Raw genomic sequence first — 11,675 nt, 5'->3', positions numbered from 1 at the left:
GCCTTTTTTGCTAAGAAAAAGCGTCTCGTTCCGTCATCCAGCTGCGTCAGGGCAGCCGTATGGGCGGTCAGGCTTTGCGCCCCCTGCGGACGGCCGCGTCAATCCGAGAAGATGGTGTGATTTTTATATTTATATCAATTGGTTAGTTGTTTTTGTGTGGCGGCTTTGCCGCAAGGCAAGCCGTCGGGGGGAACGTGTCCCCCTTGCCGGGGGAAAGTCGCAACGCACGTTCCACGCGAAACAATCAGAAAAAAAGGAGAAACGACTGTGGGAGATTACGCAACCTATCTGGTGCCGGAGCGTTGCCGTGTCGATGCGCCCGAACGGGAAGAGCTGGCGCGGCGTATGGTCGGCTGGCTGCAGGACAAGGGCTGGATCGCGCGGGAAAAGAGCGACTGCGTGCTGGGCGGGGACGGCAACGGCTGGCGATTCACGCCGGAGGGCATGCGCCATATGGCCGATGCGGATCATGAGGACTTGGTAACGTACGGTTTCTGTGTGGAGACACACGAAAAAAAAGGCGTCTTCACTAATCATGAAGGCGGATTGGAATCCGCGCGTTGTCCGGTTTGCGGGGCCGGGATCGTCGATGATTTTTATGACCTGGTGGAAGCGTGGTACATGGCCGAAGACTGGCCGCCGGTGGTCTGTCCGGTCTGTGGCAAGGCGTCCGACATTCGGGCATATCAGCTTGAGCCTGTCTGGGGCTTCAGCCAGATTGGTTTCGGATTCTGGAATCTGAACGAGGATCTGACAGAGGAATTTGTGGCCGAGTTCGCCGCCGTGCTGGGCGAGCCGGTGCGTGTCGTCGAGGTCGCGCTCTAACGGCATTTGTGGGGGATCAGCCGGAAGTGAGGGGAGAAACGTATGGGAGATTACGCCAACTATCTGGTGCCGGAGCGTTACCGCATCGACGCGCCCGAGCGGACGGACATGGAACGGCGCATGATCGGCTGGATGCAGAAAAACGGCTGGCTCAAGCCGGGGAAAAAAGGCAAGCATCCCCAGATAATCAATGAAGAGGGCTGGGGGGTGACCGCCAGGGGGTCTCGCCACATGCACCCGCTGGAATTCCACCAAATGAGGATAGAGGGGAAAGTTCGGTGGATGCGCGAGCAAGGCAATCTCACAGGGCCTGAGGATCGTCCGCAGCTGACGCCGAAGGGCATGCTCAAGGTGTACGGATCGGGCGGGCCGGATGCCGTATCCCGCCCGTTTTCCGTGGAAAGCTGGCTGGAAGAGAAGGGGGCGCTCGGCGGCGTTGCGGTCGAGGTGGTTGCGGAAGGCAAGGGCGTTTTCACCAGCCTGGGGGCCGGACTTGATGAAGTGACTTGCCCCAAATGCGGCGCGAGCATCGTCGAGCAGTTTGTGGAAATGGTGGCGACGTGGTGCACGGCGGAGGGCTATCCGCTCGTTCCCTGTCCCGAGTGCGGGGCCGCTTCCGAGATTCGGGATTACAAGATGAGCATGCCCTGGGGCTTCAGTCAGATCGGCTTTGCCTTCTGGAATACTGTCGGGGATCTGTCGGAAGACTTTGTGGCCGAGTTCGCCGCCGAACTGGGGGAGCCTGTCCGCCGCGTCTTCCTGAAGTTGTAACGTGTTTTGCGTTGAAAGTGCGCTGCCGGCGGAGGAGAAGCGACCGCCGAAAAGCGGGAAGCGCAATGCCTTTGCGCCGCCACCTGCCGGCAAGCGGCTTTCCCGTTTTGGCGGTATGCAATGTCAAAGTGGATAACCCCCCTGCGCCGGGACGCCTGCGCGCATCGCGAAAAGCGCCATGTCGTGCAGAAAAGCCGGTGTGCGCCGGATTTGTGGAAAAGGGGGCAGATCATGAGACGGCATTTGCTCTGCGCCCTCCTGGCGCTGTGCTGCTGGTGCGGCCCGGCACAGGCGACGGGCGGAGAGGGGCAGCTTTCCCCTGCGGCGTGGGAGGAGCAGCGCCTCCTCAAGCAGTGGGGGCTTGCCTACTGCCTTTCCACATATACCCATGCGGGGCGGCTTTCCTCGCTGGCCGCGGAGGCGGCCGAGAGTCTGTACGGCAGGGACGCGGCCCTGTTCGACGTACGGGCCGCAAGTCTCCGGGCTTTTCTTGCGTCGCGGGTCCGCGACCGCATGCCGTGCAAGGATGGCGAAAACTGTTCCCTCATCGGCTGCCTGAACGCTATCGAACATCTGGATCTTGCGGTCTTGCTGGATGAACCGGAGACGCCTGCCGCCTTTGGGGAGACCGTCCGTCCGGCGGAACGTGCGGCCGGGGAGGGCGTCTGTCCTCGAGAGAAACGGGCGAACCTGGCCCGCCGTGCCGCACGGGCCCAGCTGAAAAAATTCGCGCTGGCTTCCTGCCTCAGAACACACGCGACGCGCGACCGGGCGGATGCAGGCCGTGGGGCGGCGGAGCGGGCGCGAGCGGCCTTTCGGGGCGATCTGGGCCTGCATGCCGCGGATGAAGCGTACGCAGCGGTGGAGGCGGCTGTGGGCAACCTGCGTTGCGAGGGCGGCAACGCGCTGCTTTGCTGCCTTGATGCGCTGGAAACAGAGGCCTTCGACGCCCTGATCAGGGCGCAGGACGGCTACGCGCCCGAAGCTTCCGCCGACACGCTGGAGGAGCTGCTCCGGGGCGGGCACTTGTGAGCCGGCTTGCCTCCTCTTACGGCCTGTTTGGGGGGAAGGGAAACCCCTCGCTCCAAATAATCAACGAATGGTGCTGGCAGGCCTTAGCGGCAGGAGACGGCAGGGGCCGGCATGGCCTCGGCTTGGGCCAGCGCGGACATGACCGCCCGCAGATAAGCGAAGCCGTGGCGGGCGTCGGGTTCGATATGGCAGCCTTCGCCCCATTCGTTCCAGGCGTTGATGAAGACATACTGCAAGGCGGGCGGCAGGATGCGGCGGGTATAGGCGGCAAGGAAGGTCAGCGATTCCCGGAAGAGCTCCGGAGAAGCGCCCACGCAGGCCAGCCCGTTGCGGCCCCGGCGCGGCGTGTTGTCCCAGCCGGGGAAGGTGGAGCGCAGCCGGAGGTACGGCGGCGCCGGCTTGCCGCACATGAACTGCAGGGTGCGGGCGTAGTCCATGCGGCGGGGCTGTTCGTCCAGGCCGGAGACCTGATTTTCGGGCCGCCAGTCCGGCGCGAATTCCAGCATGCCGTCCAGTCCCCATTGATCGGGATGGGAGGCGGCGTAGGCTTCCACCCCCAGCAGGAACACGCCGGGAAAGCCCCGTTTGTGGGCGGCCTCGCGCAGGGTATCGGCATAGAGGCGGACATGCGGCAGACGCTCCGGGGCCCAGAAGAGGAAGAGCGGCTTGCCCTCCACCGTCAGGTGACGGGGATGCTCGAAGTAGGGCAGCAGATCCTCGGCCAGCCGGACGGCCTGCGCGGCATCGTAGACCTGCGGCAGAAAGACGGCCTGCCTGCCCCGCCGGTTGTCATACCAGCTGACATGCGCCCAGCAGAGGCAGAAATCGTTGCGGATGTCCCCGCTGCGCAGGATGATCTCCAGCGGCTTTTCCAGGAGCCGCCTGCCCGCGATATTGTAATAGTAATAGCAAAAGCCCGTGACGCCGAACTGGTAGGCCAGAGCATGCTGGCGCACCAGGAAGCTTTCGTCCAGCAGATCGTAGAAGCCGACGGAAGGATGCGGGAGCTGGGGCTGCTCATGCCCGGCAAAGAGCGGCCGGGCCGCGCGCACGTTGTCCCATTCCGTGAAGCCCTTGCCGTAGATGGCTTCATTTTCGGGGATGACGTGATACTGGGGCAGGTAGAAGGCAATGGCTTTCATGCGGGGCCTCGGGGAAACTGAGCGTTCAGGTCGCGGAGCGGGAAAGGGCGACAAAGCGGGCATAGCAGCGCGCCACGGCCGAATCGGCCCGCATGCCTTCCAGGGCGCTGCCGGTAAGCTGCGGGCGCTCCGCGGCGGGAAGGGGACGCGGCGTCGGGGCCACGATGTTGTCCAGCTCCGTGCGCTGGAAACAAAGGCTCACCTTCACGGCCGCGAAGAACGGCCCTTCCATGAAAGCGTTGACGCGCTCCAGGATCTCGCCGGACTGCAGGTGCAGCTCCTGCATGAGCATGCCGTCCTCCGCGCCGATGAGCAGCGTGTCCTTATGATGTCCCAGCGGCCGGGCCAGCGGGGCCAGCTCCGGGCCGAGCACCATTTCCCAGTGCCGCCAGAGCTGCACCAGCCGCATGCGCAGCGGGTCCCCCCCCATGCCGGCCAGCACATCGGGCAAAAGCTCGCCTACGCCGCGCGCCGTGGGCGGCGGGCGGTCAAAGGGCGTTTCCGCCGCGTGGTCGCGCCTGCGGCGAAAAAAAGGGGAGGGCGTGTCGCCCCTGGCCTGCTGAGAGGCGGGGGAGCGGGCCGCCCCGCGCGCATCATGCCGGCGTCGGGCGGCATCCGGGCGGAACGGCATCTTGCGGCCGTCTTTCCGTTGCGGCGGTTCGGACGGCATGGCCCCCTCCGGGCGGCGTGGGCTGCGTTTCATGCTGCACTGCCTACTTGACTATATGCGGATAGATTGATATTTGCATCAGGCAATCCTGATACGGATGCGGAAACAGGACGACAACCCCGGCAAAAACGTATGTCCCTTGCCTTTTTCAAAGCCCTTTCCGACGAAACGCGCCTGCGTCTCATACATATTCTGCTGCATTACGAGCTCTCGGTCAACGAGCTTGTACGCATCCTGGATATGGGGCAGTCCCGCGTGTCCCGCCATCTCAAGATCCTGACCGAGGCAGGCCTGCTCTGCTCCCGGCGTGACGGGCTCTGGGTGTTCTACGCGGCCACGCCCGAAGGGCAGGCCCACGACTTTTTGCAGGCCATCACGCCCTTCATGCCGGCGGATGCCGCCATGCGGGCCGATATGGGCATGGCGGCCCATATCCTGGAAGAGCGGGCCCGCAAGACCCGGCAGTTTTTCAACGCCATTGCGGAAGACTGGGACGAGCTCAACCACGAAGTGCTGGGCGATTTCGACCTTCCCGGGCGTGTGGCGGCCGCAGTGCCGCAACAATGCCGCACCGCCGTGGACCTTGGTTGCGGGACCGGGGCCGTACTGGCCCGCCTGCTGCCCCGCGCGCAAAGCGTCATCGGCGTGGACGGTTCGGCCCGCATGCTGGAGATCTGCCGCCGCCGTCTGGAAGGGGAAGGCGTGCCCGACGCCCGTTATTCGCTGCGCATCGGCGAACTGGATCATCTGCCGCTGCGCGACCATGAGGCGGATTTTGCCTGCATCAATCTGGTGCTGCATCACCTGTCCGAACCGGCGGGCGCGCTGGCCGAAGCCCAGCGTATCCTGGCCCCGGGCGGACGGCTTTTCGTGGCGGACTTCCTGCGCCATAACGACGAGACCATGCGCAGCCGCTACGGGGATCGCTGGCTGGGCTTTGCGCAGGATACCCTGGCCGAACATCTGCACAACGCGGGCTTCACCCTGACGGACAGCGAGCGCTGCCCCGTGGGACGGCATCTGCAGCTCCTGCTGCTCACGGCCGAGGCCCATAACGTATAATTTTACATAACCACAGCATCCTTTTGGAGGAATCATGACCCAACCCCTCGATCTTTCCCTTGAGTACAAGGTCGCCGACATGAGCCTTGCCGACTTCGGCAAGAAGGAAATGCAGCTTTCCGAGCGCGAGACTCCCGGCCTCATGGAGTGCATCCGCAAATACGGCGACAGCAAGCCCCTCAAGGGCCTGCGCGTCACCGGCTCCCTGCACATGACCATCCAGACGGCCATGCTCATCAAGACCCTGCATGCTCTGGGCGCGGATATCCGCTGGGCCTCCTGCAACATCTTCTCCACCCAGGATCATGCCGCCGCCGCCATCGTGGAGCAGGGCATGGCCAAGGTCTTCGCCTGGAAGGGCGAAAGCCTCGAAGAATACTGGTGGTGCACCGAAATGGCCCTGACCTGGCCTGACGGCAGCGGCCCCGACCTCATCGTGGACGACGGCGGCGACGCCACCCTGCTCATCCACAAGGGCGTGGAAGCCGAAAACAATCCCGCCATCCTCGAGCAGAAGGCCGACAGCAAGGAATTCCAGTGCGTGCTGGATCGTCTTGCCCTGCGCCTCAAGGAAGACCCGCAGCACTGGCACAAGGTGGCCGCGCGCATCAAGGGCGTCTCCGAAGAGACCACCACCGGCGTGCACCGCCTCTACCAGCTGGAAGCCGAAGGCAAGCTGCTCTTCCCGGCCATCAACGTCAACGACTCGGTGACCAAGTCCAAGTTCGACAACCTCTACGGCTGCCGCGAATCGCTGGCCGACGGCATCAAGCGCGCCACGGACGTCATGGTGGCCGGCAAGGTGGTCGTGGTCTGCGGCTACGGCGATGTGGGCAAGGGCTGCGCCCAGTCCATGCGCGGCCTCGGCGCGCGCGTGCTGGTGACGGAGATCGACCCCATTTGCGCCCTGCAGGCCGCCATGGAAGGCTATGAAGTGACCACCGTGGAAGACGCCCTGCCCATCGGCGACATCTACATCACCTGCACCGGCAACTACCACGTCATCACCGGCAAGCACATGGAAGGCATGAAGGACGAGGCCATCGTCTGCAATATTGGTCACTTCGACAATGAGATCGAAATGACCTACCTGGAAGACACCCCCGGCATCAGCAAGCTGAACATCAAGCCGCAGGTGGACAAGTGGACGCTCAAGTCCGGCCGCAGCATCATCGTGCTGGCCGAAGGCCGCCTGGTGAACCTTGGCTGCGCCACGGGCCATGCCAGCTTCGTCATGTCCAACAGCTTCACCAACCAGACCCTGGCCCAGATCAAGCTGGCCACGGAAACGCTGGAAAAGAAGGTCTACACCCTGCCCAAGGAACTGGATGAAGAAGTGGCCCGCCTGCACCTCGGCCGCCTCGGCGTCAAGCTGACCCGCCTGACCCAGGAACAGGCCGACTACATCGGCGTGAAGGTGGAAGGCCCCTACAAGTCCGACAACTACCGCTACTAGGCGGCGGCACAGCGCCGCCCGGCCCAACGTGAGCGGAAAAAACGTGTTTTTTCCGCGAAACGCCAGGCCGTATGGTTTGAAACGCAACGCGTTTCAAACTAAAAATGCTCCAGGGAGGCGTTTCCGATGAGGGGACGCCTCCCCTTTTTGCGGGGCCTGCCGCCGCCGGCTCCGGCGGGACTTGACGGAAGCGCCCGATGCGGGCAGCCTACATCCGGCCGTCCGCCGACGGGGCGGCTCTTTTTTGCCGGGGAGAGTTCACATGCAGCATGACGGCATCCTGACCGTGACCAAGATATTTGAATTTGCCTACGCCCACCGCCTGCCGTCCTATGCGGGCAAGTGCGTGCATCCCCACGGGCATACCGGCAGGCTGGAAGTGGAGGTGGCCGGGCTGGCGGGTAGCAGCCCTTATCCGGGCATCGTGGTGGACTTCCATGATCTCAAGGCCCTGCTGGCTCCCATACTGGAAGAAGTGGACCATCGCTGCCTCGACGACGTCATCAACGCCCCCGCCTGGGCGGACTGGGCCGCCACGCATCTGCCGCGCGTGCGCAACGAGGACGGCGAAGAGGTCTTTGCGGCCACGGCGGAGAATATGGTGCTCTGGGTGCGCCACCGCCTGCTGACGCTCCATCCCGGACTGGACGTGCGCCGTCTGCGCTGGTGGGAATCCGGCTCTTCCTATGCCGAGTGGAGGCAGGCATGAGCCGCCGGGGTTTCCGGGCCGAGGACAGCCTGCGCCTGCGGGTCATCTCCCTCTTCCTGAGCATCGACGGCGAAGTCAACGGCTGCGGGCAGGGGACGCCCGCCTTCTTCATCCGGCTCGCGGGCTGCAATCTGCGCTGCTGGCAGGAGCGCGGGGGCTGCGACACGCCGTATTCCTTCGGTTCCGGCGAGGAGATGCCCGTCGGCGAGCTGCTGCGGCGGGTGGAGGCGTCCGGCTGCCCCAAGGTGACGCTGACCGGCGGGGAGCCGCTTTTGCAGCGCGGCCCGGCGCTGGCCGCCCTGCTGGAAGGGCTTGCCGCCCGCAAGGTGGCCGTTTCCGTGGAGACCAACGGCACGCTGCCGCCGGACTTTGCCGGGCGCGAGCATGTGGCGAGCCTCGTCTATGACTACAAATGCCCGTCCAGCGGCTGCGAGGCGGCCATGCTGCCCTTTGAGGCGATGTATGCGGCGCTCGGCCCGTGCGATTACATCAAGTTCATCATCGCCGATGAGGCGGACTATGCCTGCGCCCGCGACAAGGTGCTGCGGGCGCGCGAGCTGGCCCATGCCGGGCCGCGTCTGGCCTTTTCGTCCTTCCTGCCCGCGCTGCCGGGCGGCCTGACGCCGCAGGCGCTGGTGGCCCGCCTGCTGGCGGACCGCCTTTTCGAGGTGCAGTACAATCTGCAGATACACAAGTTCATCTGGCCGGATGCCGAGACGGACATCTGAGCGCCGGTCTTTTCTTCTTCCCCTTCTTCAGGTAGTCACACGCTGCGCATGAAAAACGTCACCATCTATACGGACGGCTCCTGTCTGGGCAATCCCGGCCCCGGCGGCTGGGCCGCCATCCTGGAACTGGACGGCACCGAACACCGCCGGGAGATGTCCGGCGGCTATGTCCGCACCACCAATAACCGCATGGAACTGCGGGCCGTGCTCTTTGCCCTGGGCGCTCTCAAGGAACCCTGCGTCGTGGAGCTCTATACGGATTCCCAGTATGTCTGCCATGCCGTGGAAAAGGGCTGGCTCTGGGGCTGGAAAAAGCGCGGCTGGGTCAAGGCCGACAAGAAGCCGGTCAAGAATGTGGACCTCTGGCAGCAGCTGGCCCCTCTGCTCATGCGGCACGAGGTGCGCCTGCACTGGCTGCGCGGGCATGCGGGCCATCCCGAGAACGAGCGTTGCGACGAGCTGGCCCGGCAATGTGCCGGCCGGCGGGATCTGCCGCCTGACGAAGGCTTTCGGCCGGATGACGTGTAGGGCGGGACGTCCTGTTTCTTGAGATGCGTCTTTTTCTTTTGCGGCGTGACCACCGGGAGAGCACGGGCCGGGAGACTTCGGGCCGGGAGGTCTTCCGTGCGGTTGTGCCGCCCCTGTCCCGTGGCCTTGCTCCACAAGGCGATCCCGTTTGCGGGCGGCCTGAGCGGCGTGCAGAGAGCATTTTCAGTCTGAAACGCATACGGTCCGGCGTTTCGCGGAAAAAACGCGATTTTCCCGCTTGGTTTCGACCGGGCGGCGCTCTGCTGCCGCCTCACATGTTGCCTTTGAAAAAGGCAACATGCTCTCATAACCTGAGCAGATAGATAAGATATGTCGTTGGAATCCCTGCTTTCTCTCTGGAATGCCCTCGGGCAGCCGCTGTGCCGCCTGCTGCTGGGGCTTGCCCTCGGGCTGCTGGTGGCCAATACGCTGGAGGCCCTGCGCTGGACGCGTCATCTGGCCCGGCTGGCCCAGCCGCTGGCCCGGGCGGCCCATCTGCGCCCTGTGGCGGGCGCGGCCTTCGCGCTGGCCTTCGTTTCCCCGGCCTCGGCCAACGGTCTCTTGTCCGAGGCGCACGAGGCCGGACGCCTTTCCCGGCACGAACTCATGCTGGCCAACATCTTCAACAGCCTCCCTTCGTTTCTGACGCATACGCCCACCATCTTTTTCCTCACCTGGCCGGTGCTGGGCAGCCCCGCCGTCATCTATGTGCTGCTGACACTGGTGGCGGCCATCCTGCGCACGGGCGGAACCGTGCTCGCCGGGCGGCTGCTCCTGCCGCCGCAGACGGAGACGGCGGGCGAGGGCGGCGCGGAAAGTCCGGCGCCGGGCTGGCGCGCGGCGCTGGGCAAGGCCTGGAAGCGCTTTTTGCGCCGCCTGCCCAAGCTGGTGTATTTCACCGTCCCCGTCTATGTGCTCATGTACTTCCTGCAGCGCTACGGCTACTTCACGGCGGCGGAGGACTGGCTGTCCCGGCATATGGACTGGCTGTCCTTCCTCAAGCCGCAGGCCGTGGGCGTCATCGTGCTCCATCTGGCGGCGGAGCTGGGCGCGGCGCTGGGCGCGGCGGGCGGCCTGCTGCACACGGGCGGTCTGGCGGCAAAGGATGTGGTGCTGGCGCTCATGGTCGGCAACATCCTGTCCACGCCCATGCGGGCCATCCGGCATCAGCTGCCGTCCTATGCCGGCTTTTACCGGCCGTCGCTGGCCCTGCGGCTCATCCTCGTCAATCAGGGGCTGCGTGCCCTGAGCATGGCGCTGGTCACCTGGATCTATTGTCTGCTGGCCTTTTGAAGCGTGTACGCTTTGCAAAAGGTGAACTGCGAGGCGGCGCTACAGCGCCGCCCGGCCCTAATCAAGTGAGAAACCGCGTTTTTTCCGCGAAACGCCGGACCGTAGGGTTTGGGACGTGAAGCGTTTCAAACGAAAATGTTCGAGGGCAGAGCTCTTGTCCGCGTTGCCGGGGAAGACCCGCCGTGCGGTATGCCGATGCCGCCGCGTCCGGTCTTCCCCGGCGCTCTGCCCTGTAACGCGATCCGCTTTTTCGCGCCCGGCATCCCGGGGCAGTCTTCGGGGGCCAGTCTGCGGGAGGCTCCTGCCCGTCGCGAAGCCGCTTTTTTCCGCATGGCGGTGTTGCGGAAAAAGGCCGCTCCCGCAACTCGCGGCACGGGACAGGCCGGGTCTTCTCCTGTATTGCCCGGCGAAAAGATTCAACTTTTCGCGGAGCGGCGCGCGTACGCGTCCTGTCGCCGGGCGGTATCGCAAGCGGCGGACGATTTTTTCCCTTCTGCCGCACGGGGGCTTCTCCCCGGCTTTTTTTTGCGGTATGCTGCCGGGCAGGCATATGCCGGCAGCAGTACGGCATATCGTGATGAAAAAAGAATTCCCTTCTGTGTACGGAGGATGATGATGGAACCCGCTTTTACCCCCCTGCGCGGGGAAGACAGAGAAGCCAAGGCCCGGGCCAACAAGGCGGCCGGTTACCGCTGCTCGCAGCAGATCAGTTGTTCCTTTGCCGAGGAGGTCGGCGAGGACATGGAACGCCTCATCCGGCTGGGCATGCCCTTCGGCAGCGGCATGGGGCGTGGCCAGGTCTGCGGTTGCGTCGTGGGCGCCATGCTTGTGCTCGGTCTGCGCTTCGCGCCGCCGTCCGTGGCGGACAAGGCGGCCCGCAAGGTGCTGACCCGCAAGCAGAACGCGTTTTTGCAGGCGTTTGAGGCGCGGCATGGCTCGATCATCTGCCGTGAGCTCACCTCCCATGCCCGGCAGAGCGCTCCCGCGGAAGCGGGCGGCAGCTTTTTTACCAATTCCTGCATCGGCCTCATGGTCAGCGCCAGCCACCTGCTGGAGGACCTGCTGCAGGAAGAGGCCGCCACGTCCGGAACGGAGCAGCCGCAGGAGGTCAGCGCATGAGCCGCGAACATCCCACGATCGTCCAGCCGCAGCACAGCGGCGCGCGTGTCCTCGTCCGCCTGCAGCCGGAGGAAACATGGCTTTCTCTGCCGCGTCCCAAACTGGCCCGGCAGCTGCTGGAGTCGCTGAACATCGGCGAGGAATGCGCGCTGGTCGCACGCGGCGGCGAACTGCTCACGCCGGATCGGCACATCTGGCCCGATGACGAGCTGCTGGTGCGCAAGGTGGCTTCGTCGGGATAGGGGCTCGAGCGCTTCTCCTTTGAAAAAGGTGAAACGTGAGGCGGCGGCACAGCGCCACCCGGCCCAAAGTGAGCGGAAAAACCGTGTTTTTTCCGCGA

Annotated in this window: 13 protein-coding genes; 11 read left to right on the top strand and 2 right to left on the bottom strand. The window is 64.7% G+C overall.

Annotation, left to right across the window (positions count from 1 at the left end):
• Positions 1-267 precede the first annotated feature (267 nt).
• The 3 genes from Q0K12_RS06800 (at position 268) to Q0K12_RS06790 (ending at position 2,628) form a co-directional block, all read left to right on the top strand.
• A complete protein-coding gene (locus Q0K12_RS06800) occupies positions 268-825 on the top strand; it encodes a hypothetical protein (protein ID WP_297261323.1) in 558 nt (185 codons plus the stop codon).
• 42 nt (positions 826-867) lie between these two features.
• Positions 868-1,596 (top strand): hypothetical protein, encoded by a 729-nt coding sequence (locus tag Q0K12_RS06795; RefSeq protein ID WP_297261322.1) that lies wholly within the window; start codon positions 868-870, stop codon positions 1,594-1,596.
• 231 nt (positions 1,597-1,827) lie between these two features.
• Positions 1,828-2,628 carry a hypothetical protein gene (locus Q0K12_RS06790; protein ID WP_297261320.1) on the top strand — a complete coding sequence of 267 codons (801 nt, stop codon included), beginning with the start codon at positions 1,828-1,830 and terminating at the stop codon, positions 2,626-2,628.
• Positions 2,629-2,711: 83 nt separating this feature from the next.
• Here the strand turns inward: Q0K12_RS06790 and Q0K12_RS06785 are convergent, their stop codons facing one another.
• Together Q0K12_RS06785 and Q0K12_RS06780 are read right to left on the bottom strand one after the other, a co-directional pair.
• Complete coding sequence (locus Q0K12_RS06785) at positions 2,712-3,770, bottom strand: glycoside hydrolase family 99-like domain-containing protein (protein WP_297261318.1); 1,059 nt, start codon at positions 3,768-3,770, stop codon at positions 2,712-2,714.
• 25 nt (positions 3,771-3,795) lie between these two features.
• On the bottom strand, positions 3,796-4,440 hold the full coding sequence (locus Q0K12_RS06780) for a DUF721 domain-containing protein (protein ID WP_297261315.1): 645 nt from the start codon (positions 4,438-4,440) through the stop codon (positions 3,796-3,798).
• 132 nt (positions 4,441-4,572) lie between these two features.
• On the opposite strand from Q0K12_RS06780, the gene Q0K12_RS06775 reads away from it, so the two are divergent.
• The 8 genes from Q0K12_RS06775 (at position 4,573) to Q0K12_RS06740 (ending at position 11,577) form a co-directional block, all read left to right on the top strand.
• Positions 4,573-5,502: a metalloregulator ArsR/SmtB family transcription factor gene (locus tag Q0K12_RS06775; protein WP_297261313.1), complete on the top strand. Its 930-nt coding sequence runs from the start codon at positions 4,573-4,575 to the stop codon at positions 5,500-5,502.
• Positions 5,503-5,536: 34 nt separating this feature from the next.
• Positions 5,537-6,958 carry an adenosylhomocysteinase gene (ahcY, locus tag Q0K12_RS06770; RefSeq protein ID WP_297261311.1) on the top strand — a complete coding sequence of 474 codons (1,422 nt, stop codon included), beginning with the start codon at positions 5,537-5,539 and terminating at the stop codon, positions 6,956-6,958.
• A gap of 262 nt (positions 6,959-7,220) precedes the next feature.
• Positions 7,221-7,667, top strand: a complete 447-nt coding sequence (locus Q0K12_RS06765) for a 6-carboxytetrahydropterin synthase (protein ID WP_297261309.1) — start codon at positions 7,221-7,223, stop codon at positions 7,665-7,667.
• Positions 7,664-8,395 (top strand): 7-carboxy-7-deazaguanine synthase QueE, encoded by a 732-nt coding sequence (locus Q0K12_RS06760; RefSeq protein WP_297261307.1) that lies wholly within the window; start codon positions 7,664-7,666, stop codon positions 8,393-8,395. The genes Q0K12_RS06765 and Q0K12_RS06760 overlap by 4 nt, the downstream gene beginning before the upstream one ends.
• A gap of 42 nt (positions 8,396-8,437) precedes the next feature.
• Complete coding sequence (gene rnhA / locus Q0K12_RS06755; protein WP_297261354.1) at positions 8,438-8,923, top strand: ribonuclease HI; 486 nt, start codon at positions 8,438-8,440, stop codon at positions 8,921-8,923.
• Between the two features lie 330 nt (positions 8,924-9,253).
• On the top strand, positions 9,254-10,216 hold the full coding sequence (locus Q0K12_RS06750; protein WP_297261305.1) for a hypothetical protein: 963 nt from the start codon (positions 9,254-9,256) through the stop codon (positions 10,214-10,216).
• Between the two features lie 615 nt (positions 10,217-10,831).
• Positions 10,832-11,335: a C-GCAxxG-C-C family protein gene (locus tag Q0K12_RS06745; protein ID WP_297261303.1), complete on the top strand. Its 504-nt coding sequence runs from the start codon at positions 10,832-10,834 to the stop codon at positions 11,333-11,335.
• Positions 11,332-11,577 carry a hypothetical protein gene (locus Q0K12_RS06740; protein WP_297261301.1) on the top strand — a complete coding sequence of 82 codons (246 nt, stop codon included), beginning with the start codon at positions 11,332-11,334 and terminating at the stop codon, positions 11,575-11,577. Before Q0K12_RS06745 ends, Q0K12_RS06740 begins: the two co-directional genes overlap by 4 nt.
• The last annotated feature ends 98 nt before the right edge of the window (positions 11,578-11,675 follow it).

Source organism: uncultured Desulfovibrio sp. (assembly GCF_944324525.1).
Lineage (GTDB): Bacteria > Desulfobacterota > Desulfovibrionia > Desulfovibrionales > Desulfovibrionaceae > Desulfovibrio.
The sequence above is the reverse complement of the archived record's forward strand: the minus strand, read 5'-3'. Positions and strand labels throughout refer to the sequence as shown.